The organism is Magnetococcales bacterium (assembly GCA_015232395.1).
Classification (GTDB): Bacteria; Pseudomonadota; Magnetococcia; order Magnetococcales; family JADFZT01; genus JADFZT01.
Genome location: JADFZT010000027.1, coordinates 1 through 24,041 on the forward strand (window position 1 = coordinate 1; position 24,041 = coordinate 24,041).

The 24,041-nt window shown below is 55.2% G+C and carries 18 protein-coding genes; 15 read left to right on the top strand and 3 right to left on the bottom strand.

Annotation, left to right across the window (positions count from 1 at the left end):
* Nucleotides 1-311: 311 nt before the first annotated feature.
* Both HQL52_09510 and HQL52_09515 read right to left on the bottom strand, forming a co-directional pair.
* Nucleotides 312-566, bottom strand: a complete 255-nt coding sequence (locus HQL52_09510) for an acyl carrier protein (protein MBF0369679.1) — start codon at nt 564-566, stop codon at nt 312-314.
* Nucleotides 563-2,089: an NAD(P)H-dependent oxidoreductase gene (locus HQL52_09515; protein MBF0369680.1), complete on the bottom strand. Its 1,527-nt coding sequence runs from the start codon at nt 2,087-2,089 to the stop codon at nt 563-565. The genes HQL52_09510 and HQL52_09515 overlap by 4 nt, the downstream gene beginning before the upstream one ends.
* 295 nt (nt 2,090-2,384) lie before the next feature.
* On the opposite strand from HQL52_09515, the gene HQL52_09520 reads away from it, so the two are divergent.
* The 15 genes from HQL52_09520 (at nt 2,385) to HQL52_09590 (ending at nt 23,316) form a co-directional block, all read left to right on the top strand.
* Nucleotides 2,385-3,818, top strand: coding sequence for a hypothetical protein (locus HQL52_09520; GenBank protein MBF0369681.1), 1,434 nt, complete (start codon nt 2,385-2,387; stop codon nt 3,816-3,818).
* Complete coding sequence (locus tag HQL52_09525; protein MBF0369682.1) at nt 3,815-5,482, top strand: hypothetical protein; 1,668 nt, start codon at nt 3,815-3,817, stop codon at nt 5,480-5,482. Before HQL52_09520 ends, HQL52_09525 begins: the two co-directional genes overlap by 4 nt.
* Nucleotides 5,483-5,725: 243 nt before the next feature.
* Nucleotides 5,726-7,189, top strand: coding sequence for an adenylate/guanylate cyclase domain-containing protein (locus HQL52_09530; protein ID MBF0369683.1), 1,464 nt, complete (start codon nt 5,726-5,728; stop codon nt 7,187-7,189).
* A gap of 312 nt (nt 7,190-7,501) precedes the next feature.
* Entirely contained in the window at nt 7,502-11,032 is a 3,531-nt protein-coding gene (locus HQL52_09535; protein ID MBF0369684.1) for a CHASE domain-containing protein, read from the top strand.
* Between the two features lie 69 nt (nt 11,033-11,101).
* Complete coding sequence (locus tag HQL52_09540; GenBank protein ID MBF0369685.1) at nt 11,102-11,491, top strand: response regulator; 390 nt, start codon at nt 11,102-11,104, stop codon at nt 11,489-11,491.
* An 842-nt stretch (nt 11,492-12,333) separates the two neighbouring features.
* On the top strand, nt 12,334-14,133 hold the full coding sequence (locus HQL52_09545; GenBank protein MBF0369686.1) for a chemotaxis protein CheA: 1,800 nt from the start codon (nt 12,334-12,336) through the stop codon (nt 14,131-14,133).
* 96 nt (nt 14,134-14,229) lie between these two features.
* Complete coding sequence (locus tag HQL52_09550) at nt 14,230-14,589, top strand: response regulator (GenBank protein MBF0369687.1); 360 nt, start codon at nt 14,230-14,232, stop codon at nt 14,587-14,589.
* Between the two features lie 59 nt (nt 14,590-14,648).
* Nucleotides 14,649-15,326 carry a hypothetical protein gene (locus HQL52_09555; GenBank protein ID MBF0369688.1) on the top strand — a complete coding sequence of 226 codons (678 nt, stop codon included), beginning with the start codon at nt 14,649-14,651 and terminating at the stop codon, nt 15,324-15,326.
* A gap of 47 nt (nt 15,327-15,373) precedes the next feature.
* Nucleotides 15,374-16,036 carry a hypothetical protein gene (locus HQL52_09560; GenBank protein ID MBF0369689.1) on the top strand — a complete coding sequence of 221 codons (663 nt, stop codon included), beginning with the start codon at nt 15,374-15,376 and terminating at the stop codon, nt 16,034-16,036.
* A 69-nt stretch (nt 16,037-16,105) separates the two neighbouring features.
* Nucleotides 16,106-18,898, top strand: coding sequence for a response regulator (locus HQL52_09565; GenBank protein ID MBF0369690.1), 2,793 nt, complete (start codon nt 16,106-16,108; stop codon nt 18,896-18,898).
* Between the two features lie 78 nt (nt 18,899-18,976).
* Complete coding sequence (locus HQL52_09570; GenBank protein MBF0369691.1) at nt 18,977-19,900, top strand: PleD family two-component system response regulator; 924 nt, start codon at nt 18,977-18,979, stop codon at nt 19,898-19,900.
* Nucleotides 19,901-20,063: 163 nt separating this feature from the next.
* Nucleotides 20,064-21,185, top strand: coding sequence for a hybrid sensor histidine kinase/response regulator (locus HQL52_09575; GenBank protein MBF0369692.1), 1,122 nt, complete (start codon nt 20,064-20,066; stop codon nt 21,183-21,185).
* An 11-nt stretch (nt 21,186-21,196) separates the two neighbouring features.
* Nucleotides 21,197-21,592: a response regulator gene (locus HQL52_09580; protein ID MBF0369693.1), complete on the top strand. Its 396-nt coding sequence runs from the start codon at nt 21,197-21,199 to the stop codon at nt 21,590-21,592.
* A gap of 424 nt (nt 21,593-22,016) precedes the next feature.
* Nucleotides 22,017-22,685, top strand: a complete 669-nt coding sequence (locus tag HQL52_09585) for a chemotaxis protein CheC (protein ID MBF0369694.1) — start codon at nt 22,017-22,019, stop codon at nt 22,683-22,685.
* 67 nt (nt 22,686-22,752) lie between these two features.
* On the top strand, nt 22,753-23,316 hold the full coding sequence (locus tag HQL52_09590) for a chemotaxis protein CheD (protein ID MBF0369695.1): 564 nt from the start codon (nt 22,753-22,755) through the stop codon (nt 23,314-23,316).
* Between the two features lie 57 nt (nt 23,317-23,373).
* Here the strand turns inward: HQL52_09590 and HQL52_09595 are convergent, their stop codons facing one another.
* Nucleotides 23,374-23,844, bottom strand: a complete 471-nt coding sequence (locus HQL52_09595; GenBank protein ID MBF0369696.1) for a YaiI/YqxD family protein — start codon at nt 23,842-23,844, stop codon at nt 23,374-23,376.
* Between the last annotated feature and the right edge of the window lie 197 nt (nt 23,845-24,041).

Genomic DNA, 24,041 nt, shown 5'->3' on the forward strand with positions numbered 1-24,041 from the left:
CTGACTCGTCATCCCCGCGAAGGCGGGGATCCAGAGAGATAATCATAACCCTCAAGGAAAAATAAAATCTTCAGCAAGGTCGGTATTTTGTTGAAAGTGAAGCAATATTTGGAAGGTTTCGTGCCAGACGCCCTGGATTCCCGCATTCGCGGGAATGACGAAAAAAGTGCAACGGCATATATCCAATTCTTGATTCGAATGGCTATAAAAAGCGGATCAGATCCCCCCATTTATCCGGCTTCATCACATCTTGGCAACATTTTGACAATATTTTATCAAATTATTGTCAATAATCCATCTATATTCGAGCTTTAACCACTCCCCTTGCGCTTGGCGACCAGCTTGGCAATCTGCTCGATGGTGTCCAGCATCTCCAAGGAGACCTCAAAGGTGGGAAGCTTGATTTCAAAGCGGTTTTCCAGATGATTGATCAGTTTCAACACATCCATGGAGTCCAGCAGATCGTTGGAAAAGAGGGGGCCATCCAGGGGATGATCCTCCTCCAGGCCAAACTCATCCGCGAGAATGATCAAAACATCACCTTCAAACCTTTCCGGATTATTCATTCCAGGGCCTCCAATCGTCTGGTTTTTTCAGCTTGTTGGTTTTCACGCTTTTCCCGGGCCAACGCAGTCAGCCGCCCCGACTCCGCATCCATCTGATCCCGTTCAGGGGAGATCACATAACCGATGGGGTTGTATTGGGTATCGGGCCTTTGGGCCTGGGCGCCAATTCGGGCGATGGTGGTTTGCACGGCGCTTTGGAGAAACAGCTCGAACTGATGGTGGCTGTAATCCATATTCAGCAGCGCCCCGTTTTGCTCCAAGCCGATGATGGGGTGGTGGAGAATGGCGTGGTGGCGAATCAGGGAGGTGAGCATGCGGATGTGCAGATTTTGGTTGGTGTTGATCTCACTGATCACAAAGGGGGCCACCAGCCGGTCTGAAAGCATATAGTGGCCCCGGCGAATGTAGCGGGTGCGTTCGATAAACCGCTGATAGACGCTTTTGCCGTGGGCCCGGTCGATGGGGCTGTAGGCCATGAGCAGCACCGCATCGGCTGAAACCAGCCTGGCATGGTGCTGAACAAAAAAATCCTCCTTGCCACCGATGATACAGGCATACTCTTCTACCGGGGCGTGGTGGGTCGGGCAGAGGTCACAGGCGATACATCGGGCGATCTTTTCTTCTGTGAGATCAATCACATCGAAGGCAACGTCCGCATTTTTTGACTGTTCGATATAGCGCTGAACGTACGCCTGCCCCCTTTTATCGGCGCTATCCTGAACGATCCAGATGCCCACGCGCACCGGCTCCTTCATGCGCCATTTGACCCCCTCACTCAAAGCACCAGCCACCCGTGCCAGACGCTTACCGCTGCCGATGGCGGTGTTGAGGCCGTAGCTGTCCTTCCACACCGTGCCCACATCCCCCGCTTGCAGGGTGCCGCCATATTGGGCGGTGGTTTCGGCGGAGTTGCCCAGAGCCAGCATGTTGAGGTTGGATAGATCGATGATCTGATAGATCAGGGAGGTTTCCTGGCCCCCATTGCGCTTGGCCCCGACACTCACCCCGGCATAGACCCGCCCCTGACAGTGACGTTTGAGATCGGGATCGTGGCGAAGGAGTTCGATAAATTCGTGGAGCAGGGAGGAGCGGTCGCCAAAATAGACCGGGCCTGAAATCAACAAAGCGTCCGCCGCCAGCACCACCTGCTTGAGTTGATCGATGTTTTTCGGCTCACCGCTCATGGGAAAGTGCGACGCCAGCCCCACATGTCGAATCCGGGCCCCTTCCTGGCAGGCCCCCCACAACGCCGCAGCCAACCCCGCCTCGGAGTTGGAAAGCCCTTTGTCACCAGGGTTTTTTCGTAAATTACGGTAGATCATGTCGAAGGGGAGATTTTCTTTGCGACCAGCTGCGAGAAACGCCTCCACCTGAAAGGCGCTCTGCTCCTTGAGATAGTCCACCAGCGCTTCCTGGCTCTTCAGCTCCTGAATCTCTTCGACCAGAGCGTCACTGCCCCGTCCGAAACGGGCGTTACGCAGGGAGCCGACAACCCCAAGAATCGTGACATTTTTCCGTGACATGGTGGGAGTCCTGGTCCAAAATTTTTATTGGATCCTCTTAAGAATCCAATATTTGCGGGCCAACCTGGATGGTGCGTCAGAGAGCACCACAACGCCCAGGCATCACCGAAAGGCCCAGGAGTGGTTCGGATCCGGTGACGGAATCGACCTCAAAAGGCGGCATAACGAAAGAGTTGCAGATCACTCGCGGCCAGTACAAAAAAATGGATATGGACAGCCAACGTCGTGACCATGATCGTCAACCAAAAGATATAATGAACCAGATAGCGCATGGGTTTTCCTCGTGTGCCACGCCATGTTAACCCGCCTTCACGAACGGACACAACGCCTCTTTCCGCTTGGTTTTTTCAAGCCAAGCCTGCCTCCGCTGCTGGCTGCCCTGGCGACGGTTCTGGGGGGGATTCTCCTGCTGCCCCATGTCGCCCTTCCCTTTATCACCACCTATGCCGAACGCACGGATGATCACCTGCGCAGCGCCTGGCATGTGGAGAGGCTGGTGCATCGCTTCAAACCCCGGGGAGAGGCCAACGTCATCATACTGGGGGGCTCCCAGGTGATGCAGGGATTTCCATCCTCCGAAAGGATGGCTGAGATCTATCAACAGCGCTACCGGGAGCAAGTAAGGTTTTTGGAGGTGGGCTACAGCTTTCAGAGTATCGCCTCCTACTTGCAAATTTTGACTTATCTCGATATCAACGAAAACAGCGTGGTCTTTCTACACACCGCTCCCTCCAAATTTTCCACCCAGGGGCTCAACACCGACTGCCACGTCACCCGCCACCCGACCCTTTATAGCGACGACTATTTTGCGCTGACCGGGGAAAGTTTTGACCTCGCCTGCCGATTCCGAAAATATTCCCAGCTGCTCTACCGCTTTCACGATGCGGTACGGATTTTTGCCCGCCGGCAACTGCTGCAGTGGCAGGGCAAACCCCTCCCCCCGGCGATTCGGTTTGATAAATTTGGCGGTGAAAAAGCCTACCTCGCCGATCCGATCCAATGGGTCCGCAACAAGATCAGCCTCAACCTGGAACAGGAAGCCCAGGCAAAAGCAGAGCCAGAAGCCCCCCGCCCCCCCGATTTCAACCAAAATAAACGCAACCTGCTGGAAGACAAGACGAAAAACGTTTTTCCAGCGGCCAAGAAGAACCAAGAGACCAAAACAGCTCATGGGGAGCCCGCCAAAAAACCCTCCCCGGCTGAAATAAGGGAGGAAGCCGCCCAACGGGCCATCCGGCTTTTCCAAACCGCCATCGACTATCTGCGCTCCAAAGGGGCTCGGGTGGTGCTCTTCACCATGCCCTACAATCCCGGCTTTCCCAACGGCATGCCCGGCTACCACCCCTCCAGCCACCAAAACCATCCCCGGATTTCCCAATGGCTGACCCACCGGCTGCCGAAAAAAAGCCTGGCTGCGGATATCGGCTTCAATGTGGACAAAAAAACCCGCAACCCCGGATTGAGTCAGCTGTTTTTGGATCGAGTGGCACAACTCCCAGCCCCCTTTCACCCCTTCCAGGTGGAGAGCCTCACCGCCTCGGATTTTTATGACTCCTCCCACATGATCCGCTCCGGACGGGAAAAGTTCATGCCCGATTTTATGGAGGTGGTGAAGAGGGAAATAGCTGCCCGAACCGGATCGACTGACAACGGGGCAATAAACGGGAGAGCACCCCCCAAGCCCCCAAGCCAGATCAAAGATGAGACCCCTCAGGGAGCACCTCCATGAGGGGCAGCACCATCAACTGGAAGGCCTACGCCATCACGGTGGTGTCGGTGTTGCTGGTTCTGGCCATTCTGCTGGGGCAGAGCCCAAGCGATGTGGTGACCCTTTCCCATCCTGTGCCTGCCGCCTTTGAACTGGATCGAAAGGGAAGTAGGACAAGCGCCTTTATCAACCATCAGGTTTTCCCCAAGCTCGCCCTCTCCCTGGAACTCAAAGGCCAAGCCCAGGTGACGGTAGGGCAGAAAAAATTTCAGCTGGGCCCCACCTCCCCCCTCTGCAAACCCGCCGAGGCCGGATTCCACGCCTGCCGTATGGTGGTCAAAACCTCTACCAAAGAGTCCCCCCTCCTGTTTAGCTCCAATAAGGGCGCCTCGATCCAATATTTTCAGTGGACCCTGGTCAAATTCAAGCGCCAATCCACCCTTTCAGGCACCCTCTTTGAGCCTGGAGCCATGGGTTGGCTGGCGGGAGGGATGGGGGGATTGCTGCTCTTCGTTCTGCTGGCCCATCAGAGCCCCGGCCTCTCCCAATGGGGGCTGATCGGGGCAGCGGTGCTCTTTCTGTATTTGAATGACGGGATCTTTACCGGAATTTTGCTGGTTTATCTCCTGGCGCTCTATCTTTTACGCCACCAGGTGAACGATGGCCGTGGCGGGCTTGGGCGACTCTTTGTGCTGGTTGTCTCCGCGATCGCTTTTCTGCTGCTCTTTAAATATGGCAAGGCAGGCATCTATGGGGTGTTTGCCGATCCGGGGGGATTCAATCTCCTCATGCCGGTGGGGATTTCCTATTTCATCATCCGTCTGGTGGACACCCTGCTGCGTTGGTTTCGCGGACAAAATCGCGAGGTCACCCTGCGGGAATTTTTTTGTTTCATCCTCTTCCCCGGCACCCTGGTGGCAGGCCCGGTGGAAAATATTCGGGATTTTTATCAAAAACGGCTCACCAAAATCACCGCCGACGACTATGCCTACGGCCTGTCCCGCATCTTTTTGGGCCTGTTCAAAAAAGTGGTGATCGCCGACGCCTTTCTCTACAAGGTGATGGCTGGGGGGAGTTTCATGTCCTGGATGTGGGGGGATAAAACCCACAATCTGGTCAATCATCTGATCTTTGACCCCCAAGGGGCCTCCCTGGATAAAATCGCCGCCTTTGCCCTGGTGGGGCTGCTCTTTGCCTACATTGATTTTTCCAGCTATTCGGATATGGCCATCGGTTTTTCCCGCTTGCTGGGATTCCGGATTCGGGAAAACTTTAACTGGCCCATTTTGGCCGCCAACCTCCGGGACTACTGGAAGAGATGGCACATTTCCCTCTCCGACTGGGCCTTCCAAAACATTTTTTTCCCTCTGATGATTCAAATTCGCAGCCCCTACCCGCCCCTTTTCGTCACCATGCTGACCATCGGCCTGTGGCACGCCTTCAACCTTTCCTGGTTTTCCTGGGCCATTCACCACGGCATCGGCATGACCCTGGTCGCCTGGCTGCAAAAGCATTTAAAAACCCCCAAAGCCGTGCTGTTTTGGCTGAGGCCCGTCAGAACCGCCCTCACCCTTCAGTTCGCTTCCATGGGCTTTTTGTTCGTTTATTTCAACGACTATGCCATCGCCGCCACCCTCTACAGCCGCTATTGGCTGGGAATTTTTGAGCTGCTGACGCCATTTTAATGGGAGAAGGATGTTGATGATGACCGCTTCCTGCTACCATTCCTTCAGGCCTATGGCTGCCCCCCCTCTTGGCCCCAAAGCCATGGCCCTAACGGCGTTTTATGATCTGACGGGAACCCAACCGCCTCCCCTGGATTCCAAAGGAGGGTGGAGCCCCGCCAGGGTGATTGCCGGGAAAAATCGGGATCACCCCCAACAGTCGCGCCATCTCATATCATCGAGCACCCCCATCGGGAGCGCCCCATGAATCGGCTGACATTGGCCCATGTGGATCTGAAAAAGCGGCTTTGGTTACATGGGCTGACTGGCTTGGCGGTGGTTTTTCTCACCTTTTACGGCAAGGTGGTCTGCCCCTTCATCGACACCCTGACGGTGGTGCGGGTGGCCGCCGGGCTTGGGGTGGTCTGGATCTTTCAAATTTTTGTCCGGGAGTGGCTCTATCGCTGGCTGCCCCGCCGGTTTCCCAACACCCACCCCGCCCGACAGGGATTTCATGGCTCGGTGATCGCCTGGCTTCTCTCCGGTATCGCCGCTTCAATCCTCCACGGCACACTCTATCCCGGTTTTCACTGGGCCAGCCACCTGAAGCTCCTCTCCGGTTATTGGGGGTTGGGAGCGGGCATCCTCTCCCAGCTGGAATATGTGATCCTGGAAAATCATTTTCGCACGCTGGAAAAACGGGGCATCCCCTTGGGAATGGAGCGGATTGCCCGCCGCCTGATGGAGGGCTTTTTTCTCTTCACCCTGGTGCCGGCCATGATGATGGTGCTCATGAGCTTTCGCTTCGTCTATGAAGGGTATACCCACCGGGCTGCGGCCTTTGAGGTGCTTTTTCTGGGAACCATTTTTGTCCTGGCCGGGCTCAGCGTCTCCTGGCTCTATGGTCGCGCACTGCGCAAGGATTGCGACCATCTGCTTCAAGTTGTGGAAGATGTCTCCATGGGCCACTTTCAGGTGGAGGTGGATCTGACCCGGGGGGACGAACTGGGGCGGGTGGCGGCAGGGATCCAGGAGATGGCCCAGGGGTTGGCCCAGCGGGAGCGCATTCGGGAAGCGTTTGGCCGTTTTGTCAATCCGGAGGTGGCCGAATCCTTTATCAAAAACTATGCCCAGACCGGCCTGGAGGGGGCTGTCAAGCTCGGCGGCAAACGTCAACAGGTAGCGATTTTGATGGCAGATATCCGCCACTTTACCCCCCTGTCGGAAACGATGCCCCCGGAAGCCCTGACCGGCCTGCTCAACAGCTATTTTTTGGAAATGGTCGCAGCCATCCAGGCCCATGGGGGGATGGTGGATAAATTTATCGGTGATGCGGTGATGGCGGTGTTTGGTTTGACTCCGGGGCGTGAAGATTTTCCGGGAGATGCGGTGGCGGCGGCCCTGGAGATGCGACAACGCCTGGAACAGTTCAACTGGGGGCGCCACAACCTGGGGGAAGCGCCCATTGAAAACGGCATCGGCATTCATCTGGGAGAGGTGGTCGCAGGCTATATCGGCAGTCCGGACCGGCTGGAATTTACCATTATCGGCCACTCGGTCAACCTGGCCGCCCGCATTGAGGGCCGCTCCAAGCCCCCCAACCCCCCCATTCTCTTCAGCCAGGCGATGGCAGACCATCTGGGGGATCGATTTACCCTGCGGGAGGTGGAGACCACCCAGCTCAAAGGCATCACCGGCACCACCACTCTCTATACGGTGGAGGTTTAACCCCTGACCTCCAATGAGCTAAAGTATAAAGTGATCGAAATGCGGGTTAGCCGGATCGATCCTGATCCCGACACGGTCAGCCATGGGCCGGGTCAGAAAGGTATCGCCAAGATGGCCTGTTTTAACCTAAATCCGGCAGTTGGGCGTGTGTGGCTGGTGCACAATATTGGTTCGCATAGTGAATTGGGAGAAATCGCTGTCACCTGATTGGTCACAAGACTTTCTCCCGATTTGCTTGGTGGATCAAGAGGCTGGGGGCATGTACGTACGCCCAACTGCCGGATTTAGGTTTAACCAAGGATGGACGACATCATGACCACTCCTGACACGACGCAAGGGGATCATCCAGGTCAGAGCGGGGATCGATCTGCGACCCCGGAGGGATTCCCTCTGGTTCGAATTGCCTGGTTGGCGATCGCTTACGCCCTGATCGGCAAGGCAAGCCTGGAATTGGCCATTCCACCGGGCTATGCGACGGCGATTTTCCCCCCTTCGGGACTCGCTTTGGCAGCTCTCTTGATCTGGGGGTGGCGATGCTGGCCCGGGGTGTTTTTGGGCTCCACCCTTTTGAATCTCTGGGTAGCGCTCTCCGGGGGAGGCACTCTCACCGGGATGGGAACCCTGGTCGCCATGGGAATTGCCATGGGCTCCTCCCTACAGGCCTTGGTCTCCGCCTATCTGGTCAGGCGCTTTGTCGGCTTTCCCACCCCCCTGGCCCATGAAAAACAGATCATCCGTTTTATTTTCCTCTCAGGCCCTCTCAGCTGCCTCATAGCCGCGACCGTTGGTGCGGGGGTTCTCTGGGGCTCTGGTACGGTGCCCACGGCCCATCTTTTCTCCACCTGGTGGACCTGGTGGGTGGGAGATACCTTGGGCATCATTTTGATCACGGTGTTGATCTTCTGTTTCGTTGCGGAACCGAAACGTATCTGGCGAAGTCGCCGGGTATCGGTGGCGGTACCGTTATTGGTCCTGATGACCCTGGTGACCACCCTGTTTTTTCGAGTCAGTGACTGGGAAAACACCCGTATCCGGCTGACCTTTGAAAATCAGGCTGATCACCTGGCCTACAACCTGGAAGTCATCTTTCGAGGTTATCTGCAATCCATTCAATCCATCGAACGTTTTTACGCCAGCTCCACCCATGTCGATCCCGAGGAGTTCCGTGTTTTCACCAGTGACACCTTTAAAATGTTTCCGGGCATCCAGGCGCTGGAGTGGATCCCCCGGGTACGGGATGAGGATCGCCTGGCTTTTGAGAAAAAGGCCTCCAGTGAAGGGTTTCCAGGATTCCAAATCCGGGAGCAACAAGCCCAGGGGGTGATGGTGCCAGCCCTGAAACGGGAGGAATATTTTCCGGTCCATTATGTTGAACCTCTCCCTGGCAATGAAAAGGCGGTGGGTTTCGACATCGCCTCCAATCCCACCCGTAAAGCGGCCCTTGATTTGGCTAGGGACAGTGGTCAAATGGTCGCCAGCGGTCGTATCACCCTGGTTCAGGAAAATCAGAAAAAGCATGGATTTCTGGTTTTTCAGCCCATCTACACCGGAGAAAGCCCCCCCCAGAGCATCGATCAACGCCGAAAACAGTTGCATGGGTTTGCCCTGGGCGTTTTCCGTATTGAGGATATGATGCGCTCGGCTCTGGAAGAACTGGTGCGAGAGGATATTCAGATCCGCTTCCTGGACAAAAGTGCTCCGGCTGCGTCCCAAGACCTGCTCCATGAGGTCGGTTTTGAGGAGCCGGTGGCCTTTGACGGTTTTTCATTTGACCATCCTTTTGACATGGCCGGTCGCCAGTGGGTGCTGCAATTTTCCATTGATCAGCGTTACACCTCCCGCATGAGTAGTGACTACCCCTGGTTGGTGATGACAGGGGGGCTGGTGGTGAGTGGCTTGTTTGGCATTTTTCTACTGATATTGACAGGCCGCACCTCCCGCATCGCAGAGCTGGTTCAAGAGCGCACCGCCCAGCTGAAAGACAGTGAATCCCGCACCACCGCGATTGTACAGTCGGCGGTTGACTGTATCATCACCATCGATGAATTCGGCCTCATCGAATCGGTCAATCTCGCAGTCTGTCGGCTTTTTGGCTATACCGAAAAAGAGATGATCGGCCAAAACATCAAGATGCTCATGCCCTCCCCCCACCACGAAAATCACGATCTCTACCTGCAACGCTACCGGGAATCCGGCCAAGCACGGATTGTGGGCTTGTCCCGGGAAGTGGAAGGACTGGCAGCAGACGGCACGCTGATTCCCCTGGAACTGTCGGTCAGCGATATCAAGCTGGCCCAACGGCGTATTTTTACCGGCATTCTCCACGACCTGACGGAACGCAAAAAAGCCGACAAGCTAAAGAGTGAATTTGTCTCCACCGTCAGCCACGAACTACGCACCCCCCTCACCTCCATCCAAGGCTCCCTGGGGCTGATCAAGGGCGGGGTGGGGGGAGAGCTGCCCAGCAAGGTCACCACCCTGGTGGAAGTCGCCCACCGCAACTGTGATCGTCTGGTACGGCTCATCAACGATATTCTCGATCTGGAAAAGATCGAAGCGGGGAAGATGACCTTCAAACTGGAGGTACTGGCGCTCTCTCCCCTGATCCACCACGCCCTGGAGTCCAACCAGGCCTATGGGGACAAACACGGTGTCAGCCTCACTCTCCAGGAAGATCTCACTGATGCTCAGGTCAGCGTGGATGAGGATCGATTGGCCCAGGTGATGGCCAATCTGCTTTCCAACGCCGTCAAGTTTTCCCCCAAAGGGGCCTCGGTGGACATTGCCATCCATCGGGAGGGAGGCTGGGTCAAGGTCAGTGTACGGGACTACGGTGAAGGGGTTCCGGAAGCATTTCAGGACAAACTATTCCAAAAATTCAGTCAGGCGGATGCGGGTAATACCCGCAAAACCGGTGGGACGGGTTTGGGGCTTTCCATCAGCAAGGTGATCGTCGAACGCATGGGGGGGAACATTGGTTTTGATACCGAACCTGGTCGTGGCACCACCTTTTATTTTTCGCTGCCGGAATTTTGCCCCCCCCCTTCCTCCGGCTCCCACCTCTCCAAACCTCTCACCCACCCCCTGGCACGGGTGTTGATCTGTGAAGATGAACCGGATATTGCCCGGACGTTGGGCATGATGCTGGCCAACGACGGCTATGAAACCGACATCGCCATGAGCGCTGCCCAGGCCCGGGAGCTGCTGGGGAAAAACAGCTATCAGGCCATGACCCTCGATCTGATGCTGCCGGATCAAAACGGGCTTGCCCTGCTCAAAGAGCTGCGAGAGGCGCCCGCTACCCGGAACCTACCGGTGGTGGTGGTTTCCGCCTGGGTGGATCAGATGAAGCAGGAGGTGAACGGCAACGCCATCAACGTGACGGACTGGTTGGTCAAACCCCTGGATGCCGGTAGGCTCAAGCAGGCCATTGCCCACGCCTGTGGCGCGCACACGGCCAAACGCCGGATTTTGCACATTGAGGATGATCATTCGCTGTTTGAGGTGGTGCAGTCGCTGTTGTTGACTGTGGGAGAGGTGGAGGGCGCTTTTTCACTTGCCGAAGCCCGGGAAAAACTGGAAGCTGGCCCCTATGATCTCATTTTGCTGGATCTCACCCTGCCGGACGGCTCGGGTGTGGAGCTGCTTCCCTGGCTGCGGGATCGTTTTGGGGAGACCCCGGTGGTGATTTTTTCCGGTAGTGAAGTGGACTCGGAGCTGGCCCAAACGGTCAGCACCACCCTGGTTAAATCCCGTACCTCCAATGGGACCTTGTTGAAGACCATCGAAAAATGGCTCCAAAAAAAAGCGCCATCGTCCGGGAATGGTGACAACACGCCCTGACGCCCCCTGAGCCTGACTTTAGGCAAAGTTTGGAATGGACGACACTTACAATCAAGGAGAACGCCCGGCATGAGCAAATCCCTGGAGCGTATTTTATATGCAGAAGATGAGCCGGACATACAGGAAGTAGCGGGTTTGGCTTTGGAAGCGGTGGGGGGATTTACCCTCAAGATTTGCGATAACGGCCAGATTGCGGTGGATGCGGTGGGGGATTTTCAACCGGACCTGCTGCTGTTGGATGTGATGATGCCCACCATGGATGGCCCATCCGCCCTGAAAGCGATCCGCTCACTCCCCGGCTACGAAAACCTCCCGGCGATCTTCATGACCGCCAAGGTCCAGCCCAACGAGGTGGGAGAGTACAAGGCGATGGGTGCCCTGGATGTGATCCCCAAACCTTTCGACCCCATGACCCTGGCCGATACGGTGCGGGAGATCTGGGAGCGGGGCCAGGGGTAGCGGGTCTCGCACCAACTCGCCTGGTGGATGGTGGGAGCTGTCTTGCCCGTAGTTTCCTTATAGCAGTTCTACCTCAAAATTGGACACTCTTTCCTGACTCGTCATCCCCGCGAACGCGGGGATCCAGGGAGCTGATAATGACCCTCAAGGAAAAACCAAATCTTCAAGAAAGACCTGTGTTTGGCTGAAAGTGATACAAAATTTGGAAAGGTTCGTGCCAGACACTCTGGATTCCCGCATTCGCGGGAATGACAGCAAAAGTGCAACGGCATATGTCCAGTTCTTGATTCGAATGCTATATCTCTGAAATCATGCAAAACCTCACCGCACACCCCACCCTGGACTTCAATCACGAACCACAAAGGGGTGATCCAAACCTGCCAGGATCACTTGTTCAAGTGCTTTCGGTGTAACAAAACAAAGCCCGGGAATACCCATTGATTTCCTGAACTTTTCAACCCGGTTGATCTGGATGCCGTCAGAAAAATGCCCCGACCTCCCTGGGATGGCTTCATTTTCCGCATTCCCTCTCCATCTGCCACCTCCAACACCCTGTCAGGCCAATGGAGTTCCCTGTTTAATCGACAAAACTCCCCGTTTGATCGGTAGAGAATGACGGGCAATCGTGACTGTAAAATTCAATCTACTGAACATCATTCATGTAAAGAGATATCGAGAAGTGACCGTTGAAAATGAGTGCCGTTGGACGTATATTTCTGTTGACGAAATGTTTACTTATGCGCTGGCAATGTGCACCCTGAAGGGTGACCATTGATCCGACGTGGATGGATGGATTCATAACCTGCTCACCCAGGCTACGAAAGAACCACTGGCGGCCTCCGATGATGTTTGACGAAGAGACTCAAAAAGCGCTGCTGGAAGAGTTCCTCTCGGAAAATCGAGAGGCTTTGGGGCGCATTGAGCAGGGGCTGCTGCATCTGGAGAGCGATCCGGGCAACCGGGAACAGCTCAACTCCGTCTTCCGGGACATGCATACCGTCAAGGGCAACTGCCGGATGATGGGGTTCGAGGCTCTGGAAGAGCTGACCCACGCCGCCGAAACCCTCCTTGATCTCCTCCGGGAAGATCGCCTTGCCATCAACCAGCAAATCGGCTCCATCCTCCTGAAAGTGCTCGATTCGGTACGGGCCACCCTGGAAACCATCCACGCCAGCGGTTCCGAAGGGGAGGTGGACTTTACCCGGCAAATCGAAGCTCTCGCCCAAATTCAAGGCCAAGCCGATCCAGAAAGCCCCTTTCACAGCGAAGCCGATCCAGAAGGCGCCGAATTGGATCTGGGCTCACCCGATGACGCCCTCTCATCCGACCCAACCCATGATGAGACTGACGAGTCATCTGATGGTGGGGAAGATATGGCGGTGGATCCGGCTCTGCCATCCCCCCCATCCGGAACTGAAAACAGCGGCGTTATCTCCCAAACAAAGCTCGAATCCATCCGCCTCTCCATCGACCGCCTGGACGACTTGATGAACCAGGTGGGCGAACTGGGAGCCACCTTCAATCAGCTCAAATATACCCTCAAAAACAGACCCGACCAGGTGGACCAAAATCTGGAAGGGATGGGACAGCTGATCCATCAACTGCAAGGGGATGTGCTGCAATATCGAATGCAGCCCATCGGCCGGATCTGGGACAGCTACCATCGCCTGGTTCGGGATCTGGCGGTGGATACCGGCAAAAAAGTGCTCCTGGAGTTGGTGGGGGAAGAGACCGAAGTGGATCGCAACGTCCTCCTCTCCATCAAGGATCTGTTGGGACACTTGATCCGCAACGCCGTGGATCACGGAATTGAATCCCCGGAAACCCGGGTAGAGAAAGGCAAATCACCCATTGGCAGCGTCGTGCTTTCCGCCGAACAAAAACACGGCCAGATCCATCTCGAAATCCGCGACGACGGCCAAGGGATCAATGAGGTCAAAGTTAAGGAAAAAGCCATCTTCCAGGGGTTGATCAGCCCTGAAGAGGCCGCAGAGATGGCCAAGCCCGAGCTGCTGAAGCTCATCATGGCCCCAGGCTTTTCCACCGCCCAGGAGGTGAGCAAAATATCCGGGCGGGGAACCGGCATGGATGTGGTGCAGGCAGCCATCGACAAGGTCGGCGGCAATCTCACCATCTTCAGCACCCCGGGCCAAGGCTCCCGGTTTCTCCTGCGCATTCCCCAAACCATGGCCATCGTGCCGGTACTGCTGGTGACCGGTGGCGGGGAGACCTATGCCGCGCCCCAAAGCAACATCGTCGAACTGGTCTCTTATTTTGGCCCGGATATTCGAAAACATGTCGAAGGCAAAATGCAAACCCCCATGGTCCAGGTGCGGGATAAGCTCCTGCCCCTGATTCCCCTGGAGCGCGCCCTGGCCCGGAGAGGCCATCAGCGCAGCAGCAGCCGGGAGCTTGAACGCATTCTCAAAAAATCCGAACTCCATGTGGTGATCCTCCACGCCGAAGAGGTCCATTTTGGTCTGGAAGTGGTCGAAATTTTGGAACCGGCCAGCCTCGTCATCAAACCTCTGAACCGAATTTTTGCCCATGTCCCCATCCTGTCAGGCACGGCCGTACTTGCCGATGGATCGGTCACTTTTCTTTTGAGTGTGACAGAGCTGATCAAAGATCTGGACAATTGACGGTCGATACGACCTGAAGCAGAATCAACTTGCATCGAAAACCAATCAAAACGGGGCTTAAAGAGATGGCCCGCAACGCCATAAGGGAGGAGTGGAATGGATAAGAAGACCGCCATGATCGTGGATGACAGTAGTCTGGCACGGATGATGGTGCGCAAAATTTTTGCCACCAACTTTAAGGAATGGAACCTCATCGAAGCCAAAAACGGCGATGAGGCCCTGAACAAAATTTCCGAGGTCAGCCTGGACCTGGCCCTGATCGATTTTAACATGCCCGGCATGAACGGTATCGAGCTGGCTGAAAAATTGATGACCCAAAAAACCGACGTTGTCATCCATCTGGTGACGGCCAACATTCAGGAACGCATGCGCATGCGGGCTGAATCCATGGGGATCGGTTTCATCAAAAAGCCCGTCTCCGTGGATAAAATCAAAACCATACTGCCCACTGCCTGACCTCCCCGGATTTTTTAGGCCTGGTTTCCCTGTTTTTGTTTCCATCAGGATGAAACGCCATGTCCGACCTGACTGAGCTGGAATGTGACCTGCTGACCGAGGCCTTCAACATCGGCCTGGGAGCGGGCTCTGCGGCCTTGAGTGAACTCCTGGGGGAGGAAATATTGGTCACGGTCCCTTCCCTCTCCATCCAGCCAAAACGCCCGGTTATCGACCATTTTGCCGTTCTTTTCGATGAGCGGACCCACACCATTCGCCAGACCTTTTTCAGTCCCGAAAATGAAACCCTCTTTTCCGGGGATGCGTTTTTATTTATCTCCGAAAAAAGCAGCCGCGCTTTGACTGAATTTTTGACCGACTCCCAAATCCCCGAGGAGGAGGTGCTGACGGAACTGGGCAACATCGTGCTTCACGCCTGTCTGGGCAGCCTCGCCAACATGCTCGACACGGAATTGGAGTCGGACATTCCCGTCGTCCACATGCATCGCACCTCCGACATTCTGGTCAGGATGGTGCGCAATGATGCCGAGTCTCAAGCTGAAGAGGAGATGTCGACTGCTGACCGGGAACGGCGCAACCTCTCTGAAGATCAGGATCCGGTGTTGCTGTTGGGTCTGCATTTTAAAACGGCAGAGCGGGAAATCGATGGTGATGTGATGCTGTTTCTGGAACTGGCCAAACTGGCTGAACTGAAAAAACAGATCGGTACTGCCTTAAAAAAGCTGTCCCTGCCATGAACATGTTACAGCCGATCCATCAACCTCTCACAAATGAGAAAAAAACAATGTTTAAACTCAATGAGTTGGAAGAGGATGCCCTGAAAGAGTTTTTCAACATGGGGCTGGGCATGGCAGCGGATTCCTTGAGCCAGATGGTGGATAACGAGGTCCTCCTCTCCCTTCCCCAACTCAAGGTGGTGCCTTACGAAGAAGCGGTGCAGATGCTGGTTGAAAACGAAGAGGAAAAGCTGGTCGCCGTGCGGCAAAACTTCCAAGGCGAACTGGCCGGAACCGCCCTCTTGATTTTTCCCGGCGCCGAAAGCCTGGAGTTGGTGCGCACCCTGTTGAATGAAGAGATGCCTCTGGAAGTGCTCACGGAGATTGAACAGGAGACTCTGCTGGATGTGGGTAATGTCATCCTGAACGCCTTTCTGGAGAGCTTTACCCAGATGATGACGGTGGATTTTGAGTTTGAATCCGCTGAATTTTTAAAAGGCAGCTCCCGATTTCTCCTGGATGTCACCTCCCACCTGGCCCAACAAAGACAAACCCTCATGGCTGGGGCCGATGGCCAAAAAGAGCAGGCCTTTGTGTTGATGATGGATTTCAAGACCAGCGATGAAGAAAAAAAACAGCACACCCTGAGCGGTTTTGTGGTCTTGCTCTTCACTCAAAAAGCGATGGAAATATTAAAACGGGAACTGGAAGTTATTCTCTCGGAACTATAATATCCTTCAGGCTTTTATCCGCCGATTGATATTTGGGAGCGCCCGCAGCAAAGGGATAGATGTGGAATCATGAGTGATTTGGACAAAAGATTGCTGCAGAGGGCTTTGGAGGTCAATGCTGTCGGCATCATTCTCCTGGACCAGGAGAGGGATGTCGTTTTTTGGAACGAATGGATGGAAAAGGGCTCTCAACTGGCTCGGGAAGAGGTGTTGGGTCGGCCTTTTCTGGCAATCTTTCCGGAGCTGGACAATTCCCGTATTGCCAGAGCTGTTGAGAGCGCCCTGAATGCCGGGCTGCCCACCATGCTCTCCCATCGCCTCAACCCCACCCCCTTTCCCCTCTATACCGCCTCGGAAAAAAGCACCGACGGCTCCCGCATGAGCCAGATGGTGACGATCAAAGCGATCCGCAACCAGGACATGGAACGCTTTTGCATCATTCAGATCCAGGACATCACCAACACCGTCTCCCGGGAAAATCTGCTGCGCAATCAGGCCAGGGAACTCCAATCCGCCAAAGAGTCCGCCCAGGAAGCCAATCGAGCCAAAAGCGATTTTTTGGCCAATATGAGCCACGAAATTCGCACCCCCATGAACGCCGTCATCGGACTGGCACACTTGTCCCTCAAGACCAATCTGGATGACAAACAGCGGGATTATATCAGCAAGATTCACCTTTCAGCCCGTTCGCTCCTGGGCATCATCAACGATATCCTCGATTTTTCCAAAATCGAAGCTGGCAAGCTTTCCATGGAGTCGGTCCCCTTTCATCTGGATGACGTGCTCAACAATGTCGCCGACCTGGTCTCCATGAAGTCCGATGAAAAAGGGTTGGAGGTCAGTTTTCATGTGGACAAGGGGGTGCCTCTGAACCTGATCGGTGATCCCCTGAGGCTGGGTCAAGTTTTGATCAACCTGACCAACAATGCGGTCAAGTTTACCCAAAAGGGCAACATCGTTCTGTCGGTCCACCTCAGGGAGATGGCTGATTTTCGGGTCGCCCTCCATTTTCAGGTGTGCGATACCGGCATCGGTATGACCGAAGAGCAGGTTGGTCGGCTTTTTACCGCTTTTTCCCAGGCAGACTCTTCCACCACCCGGCGCTTTGGCGGCACGGGGCTGGGGCTCACCATCTGTAAGCGCCTGGTGGAAATGATGGATGGGCGGGTGTGGGTGGACTCCACCCCCGGGGAAGGCTCCACCTTTCACTTTACCGCCTTCTTTTCCAGAAAAGACAACGACCGTCGTCGGTTTCGCCTCCCTTCGGTCAAGCTGGTGGGTTTGCGGGTTTTGGTGGCTGACGACAACCTTATCTCCCGGGAAATTCTGCAAAAAACCCTGGAATCCTTCTCCTTCCGTGTGACCCTGGCGGCTTCCGGAGAGGAAGCCCTTTTTGAGTTGGAGCGCTCTTACACCAACAACCAACCCTTCAAACTGGTATTTCTCGATTGGAAGATGGGCGAATTGGATGGCGTGAAGACTGCCAAGGAAATCTCCCGGCGATTCCCGGAGGTAACGATCCCCAAGATCGTCATGGTGACCGCCTACTCCCGGGAGGATGTCCTCCTCGCAGCCTCCGGCGCCGGTATCGACCTTTTCCTCACCAAGCCGGTCAATCTCTCTCTGATGTTCGAAACCGTCATGACGGCCCTGGGTGAGGAGATCCCCCGGAGCCGCATTTCCGATGGCCTGACCGCTGGAAGCCTGAAGAATCTGGCACTCTCTGGAGCCCGCATTTTGCTGGTGGAAGATAACGACATCAATCAGCAGGTGGCCCGGGAGCTGTTGGAAGAGGTGGGGATGATCGTCACCATCGCCAACAACGGCCAAGAGGGTCTGGCAGCAGTGCAATCCCAAGCATTCGACGGGGTGCTGATGGATGTGCAGATGCCGGTGATGGATGGCTATGCCGCTACCCAAGCCATCCGGGCTGAGGAGCGATTCAAGGATCTCCCCATCATCGCCATGACCGCCAACGCCATGGCTGGAGACCGGGAAAAGTGTCTGGCAGTGGGGATGAACGACCACATCGGCAAACCCATCCACCCGCCGACCATGCTGGAAACCATTGCCCGTTTCGTCAAACCCGAAAAGAGTCGGAAAGGCTCCACCGCTCTCGAACCCCCACTCCCAGTGGGTTCCAGCACGACCACACGATCACATTCAGCCAACCCGCCCGACACTCCGGAAGAGACCGCCCTGCCCCCCTCCCTGGACGGCATCGATATGGAAGCGGGGATGCTCAATGTCAATGGCAACCGCAAGCTTTATCTCAAGGTGTTGAGGGATATCCACAATCGAAATCAGGAGACCCTGAAACAGATCCGCGCTGCCTTGGATCGAGGGGCTGCCGATACCGCCCAACGTATGGCCCACACCTTGAAAGGCGTGGCAGGCACCATTGGTGCGATGGAACTCCAGCAGGCGGCCTCTCTTGTGGAACAAGGGGTGACGGAGCCAGAAAATCCAGAATTAAATCTCCTGTTGGAGCGTCTGGATGTCGCTCTGAACCGGATATTGATCGCCCTCTCTCCCCTCGCCACCTCCCCATCTGATCAAGTGAAACCAGCCGCTGCAACAGAAGCTCCCTTGGCAGAGTCTCCCCCCCGCCAGAGTCAGACCAATCCCGCCCCTTCTCTGGATATCGACCGCTTGAGCACCTGTCTCCAAACCCTGAAAACCCTGATCGACGATGGGGATTCGGATGCTCTGGAGTGGATCGGGCCGGTTCAAACACTGCTAAGCGGTAACGAGTTGACCTCTCAAATCGATCAACTGGAGAGCCTGATTGATGAATATGAATTCGACGAAGCGGGAGCGATTTTAGGTCAAATCGTTGAAAAACTGGATTTAAAAATTTAAATCGAGCCAGAAAATCCTGGACTCTTTAAAAACCTATGCGCGACGCAAAGACAGGATGAGATGACTGAAACACTGAACATGCCAGACCGGCAAGGGAGCCAGGAACGCCCCAAAATTCTCATCGTTGATGATGAAAAGGTCAATCTCGACATTCTCATCGACCTGCTGAAACCCCACTACAAAACCGTTGCCGCCAAAAATGGGGAACAGGCGATGAAACGCCTGGAAAAAGCCCCCCTGCCGGATCTGATTCTACTGGATGTGATGATGCCGGGTCTGGATGGTTATGAGGTGTGCAGGCAGATCAAGGAGATACCAGCCATCCGGGACATCCCCATTATTTTTATCACCGCCAAGGCGACGGCGGCGGATGAAACCAAAGGCTTTGACACCGGTGCCGTGGATTATATCGCCAAGCCCTTCAGCCCCAAAGTGGTGCTGGCCCGGGTCAAGACCCACATCGAACTCAAACGCCGGGGGGACATGCTGGAACAGATGGCCATTCTGGACGGCCTCACCGGCATTCCCAACCGCAGGCGTTTTGACCAGGTGCTGCAGGAAGAGTGGGAGCGTTCCCGCCGGTTTGGCCGGCCCTTTGCCGTGATTTTGATGGATATCGACCATTTCAAGCTCTATAACGACCATTATGGCCACGGCCAGGGGGATACCTGCCTGCGTCAGGTAGCCCAAGCCATTAACCAGGCCATGCCGCGCTGTGTCGATCTCGCAGCGCGCTATGGGGGGGAGGAGTTCAGCTGTATCCTGCCGGAAACCCATCACGAAGGGGCCATTGCCGTGGGGGGAAGAATTTTGCAGAGCGTCCGGGATTTGAAAGCGCCCCATGGAAAATCCAAAACCTCTCCCTTCGTTTCGGTCAGCATCGGCATTTCATCCACCATTCCCACCCGGGAGATGACCCCCCAGGAACTACTGGAAGCCGCCGACAAGGCGCTCTATCAGGCCAAGGAAAATGGCCGCAACCAGATGGTTTGCCTGGACTGACGCGGCCAATGCCTGGATGATGGTCGCTCTGGACAAAACATTTCCATACCTGGATCAACCACCGTGTCGAGATGAATAGACCCATCCCTCAAATCCCGGCTGTGGTAATATATCTGGAAAGATTTTTCCAACGCCTTGATTTTCAAGGCTCCAGTTTAGCCGGATGCCCGACAGACCAGCCATGAGCGAGCCCATTCCCCGCATTTTGATCGTCGATGATGAGAAAACCAACATCGATATCCTGGTGGAACTTCTCTCCGATCGCTACAAAACCGTCGTTGCCAAAAACGGCGCACAGGCTCTCAAACGCGCCAACTCCGACAAACCCCCAAATCTGATTCTCCTGGATATCATGATGCCCGGGATGGATGGTTTTGAGGTGTGTGAACGACTGAAACAGGAGCCAACTACAGCAGACATCCCGATCATTTTTATCACCGGAAAATCCGGGGTGGAAAATGAAACCCGGGCGCTGCAGGCAGGTGGGGTGGATTTTATTCGCAAACCCTTCAACCCCGATGTGGTCTTGGCCCGCATCCGTAATCATCTTATTTTTGAACGGCAAAAAAACCACCTGACGGAGCTGAACCAGATTAAAAATCGTTTCCTGGGCATGGCTGCCCACGATCTGCGCAATCCCCTGAACGCCATCTGCGGCTTGAGCGAACTGCTGTTGGAGCTGGATCTGGCGGAGTCGGACCGAAACCGCTATCTGCAAACCATCCACCGGGTGGGCCAGCAGATGCTGGGAACTATCAATGATTTGCTTGATGTTTCTGTCATCGAAAGCGGTCATTTCGATCTGAGCCCCACCCCTGAAGATCTTCGGGAGCTGGCCAGGGATCGCATCGACTTGATCGGGTTTGCAGCGGAAAAAAAGAACATCACCCTCCAGGCCCGGCTGCAAGCCACCCCGATCATCCCCTTTGACTACGACCGCTTGGCCCAGGTCATCGACAATCTGCTCAGCAATGCCATCAAGTTTTCACCACCCGGCTCCGAGGTCACCATTCTGGTTGGAGAGTCCCAAGGGCGGCTTTTTTTTCGGGTCATGGATCAGGGGCCGGGCATTGACGAGGCGGAGCGGGATAAACTTTTCGGCACCTTCCAAAAACTGACTGCACGCCCCACCGGCAACGAAAAAAGCACTGGATTGGGGCTTGCCATCGTCAAAAAAATTATCGACGCGCATCAGGGGGAAATCCAGGTTGAAAGCCAGCCTGGAAAAGGATCCACATTCAGCGTTTATCTGACTTTGCCTGATAATCAGGGACAGGTTGATTAGGAGAATGAAGCATGGCAGACCCAAAAATACGCTTATTGCTGGTAGAGGATGATGCCCCCCTCAGGCTCATGTATCGCAAAGCCTTTGAGAAGAAGGGCTTTGAGGTGGTTGGTGAGGGAGAAAATGGCCAGGAGGGAATCGCCCTCTTCAAAACCCTGAAGCCTGACATCACCTTGATGGATATCAACATGCCGGTGATGAACGGTATTCACGGGTTAAAGGGTATTTTGAAGGCGGACCCCAAAGCCTTCGTGATCATGCTGACCAGTGAATTCCAGGCTGAACTTTGGGATGAATGCCTCCTGGCGGGTGCTGAATATTATATCCGCAAGGAAACCCCTCTGACTGAAACCCATCGCATCATATTGGAAAACTGGGAAGAACACCTCAGGACCAACGGGCGATGACTGCCCCCCTCCCCCCTCGTCGCCGGGTGTGGGAACCTGGCGCAAGGTACGGAAACTGCCATGACACTCCGACTCTCTCAATATGTTATAGCAGGCCTACCTATAGAATTGGACACTCTTCTCTGACTCGTCATCCCCGCGAAGGCGGGGATCCAGGGAGCTGATGATTGCCCTCAAGAAAAAACAAAATCTTCAGAAAGGCCAGATTTTTACTGAAAGGGGTGCAAGATTTGGAAAGGTTCATGCCAGACACCCTGGATTCCCGCATGCGCGGGAATGACGTCACCGACCCGTTTCGTGACACATTGGGCAAACCTGGATTCCCGCATGCGCGGGAATGACAGCAAAAGTGCAACGACATATGTCCATTTCTTGATTCGAATGGCTATAAGTCCACAGCCTTTGGGATGAGAGTGATGCTGCGATGCTGAAACTGGATGAAATGGAAGAGGATGCGCTCAAGGAGCTTTTCAACCTGAGCCTGGGACGGGCTGCCTCCACCCTGAGTGAAATGGTGGATGCCGAAGTTTCCATTTCGGTTCCCTGCCTGGATTGGGCTGCTCCCAAGGAAGTGGCCAAGCACCTGGGCTCCCTGGCCGGAGCCTCTGTGGGTCTGGTGGCCATGCCCTACCGTTTTGAATTTTCCTCGGAAGAGATCCTGCCGGGGATGGCGGTGCTGCTGATGCGCTATCAGGATGTGGGGCACTTTTTGGATCTACTCTACGGCACGCCCATTCCAGCTGATATGGTCGACCAGGTGGAGGTTGAAGCGATGGAGCAGGTGGGGGATGTGCTACTCTACACCTGCACCAGTTCGTTAAGCGCCTTTTTGCAGTCGGATATCGACAGCGATCCCCCCCGTTATTTAAAAGGGGAGCCCCAATCCCTGCTGGATCATCTGCCCCTCACCAAAACTGAAGAGAGCGATTTAGCCACCACACCTGATCCAGAGGCCCAACTCCTCACCCTCCGGGTGGATTTTGCCATCGTCGAAAAAGAGGTGACCGGCTCCATCATGACCTGGATGGATGGCCGCTGCGTCAAGGGAATGGTGGCAGAGCTGGACCATCTGATCGACGACCACTGCCCATGAGAGCCTCCCCCTTGCCTACCCCCATGATATTTTTACGCCCGCTTTTGACCCTGAGACATTTTTCCTGATGAATGCTCCCCTCAAACTACCTGCCGTACGTCTGGATCCGGGAGAACTTTTCATCGGTACCCGCCCTACGGAAGTCAATACGGTATTGGGCTCCTGTGTTTCGGTGACCATCTTTCATCCCCGCTCCCGTCAGGGGGCCATCAACCACGGGCGCAGGCCGGAGCAAACCTGTGCGCAACCGAATACGGGGTTGAAGGTGTGCCGGGAACTGGGAGACTATGTGGACGGCTCTCTGGAATTCATGCTGGCCTGGTTTGACCGCAACGGGGTCTCTCGAAAAGAGCTGGAGGTCAAGCTGTTCGGGGGGGGGATGATGTTTAATCTGGAAAAGGGTAAACAGTCCAATATCATCTCGGTGGGCAAGCGCAACGTGGATGTCGCCATGCAGTTTATCCGGAAAAATCACCTGCACCTGACCTCCTCGGATGTGGGAGGGCCTTGGGGGCGAGTGATCGTCTTCAACACCGCGACCGGTGAGGTCAAACTGAAACGGGTCCGCAAAACAGTGACCGATATGGAAAACCTCTCCAACATTGGGGTGGATGCCGGGGCTGGGAGATAGGCTGTTTTCCTTCATACCCACCTACCAGGACACTCTGGAGAAGCGAACAGCAGTGAGTCACCCTTGGCGCTTAAGGGCCTGGATGGTGTTTTCCAGGGTGTTGAGGAAGCGGGAGCGATCTTTTTTGCCGAAGCTGGGATTATAGCCTGAAATTTCTCCCGTATCTCTGAGATGGGCGTTGAGATCGCGCATGGCGAGCCCCATACCGATGGAATCTTCGTCAAAGGGCTTTCCCCCGGGACCGATCACCTTGGCCCCTTGCTCCAAACAGCGGGCGGCAAGGGGGATATCTGCCGTGATGGCGATATCCCGGGATCCGACCCGCTCGGCAATCCAGTCATCAGCCTTGTCGAGCCCCCCCTCCACCACAATCCCCTGCACCTTGGGAATGCTGGGCAGGCGCATCCACTGATTGCTCACCAGAATGACCACCAGTTGATGGCGCTGGGCGACCCGAACAATCTCCTCTTTCACGGGGCAGGCGTCCCCATCCACATAAATCTTGATCTCCTGAGCCATATTGATCATTCCATCCGTAAGTGGGGGTTGATTCAACCTAAATCCGGCAGTTGGGCGTGTGTGGCTGGTGCAGAATATTGGTTCGCATAGTGAATTGGGAGAAATCGCCGTCACCTGATTGGTCACAAGACTTTCTCCCGATTTGCTTGGTGGATCAAGAGGCTGGGGCATGTACGTACCCCCAACTGCCGGATTCAGGTTCAACC

Bases quoted from the DNA above. Each gene is read 5' to 3' on its own strand.
- HQL52_09510 (MBF0369679.1), bottom strand. From the start codon at position 566: ATGAATAATCCGGAAAGGTTTGAAGGTGATGTTTTGATCATTCTCGCG.
- HQL52_09515 (MBF0369680.1), bottom strand. From the start codon at position 2,089: ATGTCACGGAAAAATGTCACGATTCTTGGGGTTGTCGGCTCCCTGCGT.
- HQL52_09520 (MBF0369681.1), top strand. From the start codon at position 2,385: ATGTTAACCCGCCTTCACGAACGGACACAACGCCTCTTTCCGCTTGGT.
- HQL52_09525 (MBF0369682.1), top strand. From the start codon at position 3,815: ATGAGGGGCAGCACCATCAACTGGAAGGCCTACGCCATCACGGTGGTG.
- HQL52_09530 (MBF0369683.1), top strand. From the start codon at position 5,726: ATGAATCGGCTGACATTGGCCCATGTGGATCTGAAAAAGCGGCTTTGG.
- HQL52_09535 (MBF0369684.1), top strand. From the start codon at position 7,502: ATGACCACTCCTGACACGACGCAAGGGGATCATCCAGGTCAGAGCGGG.
- HQL52_09540 (MBF0369685.1), top strand. From the start codon at position 11,102: ATGAGCAAATCCCTGGAGCGTATTTTATATGCAGAAGATGAGCCGGAC.
- HQL52_09545 (MBF0369686.1), top strand. From the start codon at position 12,334: ATGATGTTTGACGAAGAGACTCAAAAAGCGCTGCTGGAAGAGTTCCTC.
- HQL52_09550 (MBF0369687.1), top strand. From the start codon at position 14,230: ATGGATAAGAAGACCGCCATGATCGTGGATGACAGTAGTCTGGCACGG.
- HQL52_09555 (MBF0369688.1), top strand. From the start codon at position 14,649: ATGTCCGACCTGACTGAGCTGGAATGTGACCTGCTGACCGAGGCCTTC.
- HQL52_09560 (MBF0369689.1), top strand. From the start codon at position 15,374: ATGTTTAAACTCAATGAGTTGGAAGAGGATGCCCTGAAAGAGTTTTTC.
- HQL52_09565 (MBF0369690.1), top strand. From the start codon at position 16,106: ATGAGTGATTTGGACAAAAGATTGCTGCAGAGGGCTTTGGAGGTCAAT.
- HQL52_09570 (MBF0369691.1), top strand. From the start codon at position 18,977: ATGCCAGACCGGCAAGGGAGCCAGGAACGCCCCAAAATTCTCATCGTT.
- HQL52_09575 (MBF0369692.1), top strand. From the start codon at position 20,064: ATGCCCGACAGACCAGCCATGAGCGAGCCCATTCCCCGCATTTTGATC.
- HQL52_09580 (MBF0369693.1), top strand. From the start codon at position 21,197: ATGGCAGACCCAAAAATACGCTTATTGCTGGTAGAGGATGATGCCCCC.
- HQL52_09585 (MBF0369694.1), top strand. From the start codon at position 22,017: ATGCTGAAACTGGATGAAATGGAAGAGGATGCGCTCAAGGAGCTTTTC.
- HQL52_09590 (MBF0369695.1), top strand. From the start codon at position 22,753: ATGAATGCTCCCCTCAAACTACCTGCCGTACGTCTGGATCCGGGAGAA.
- HQL52_09595 (MBF0369696.1), bottom strand. From the start codon at position 23,844: ATGATCAATATGGCTCAGGAGATCAAGATTTATGTGGATGGGGACGCC.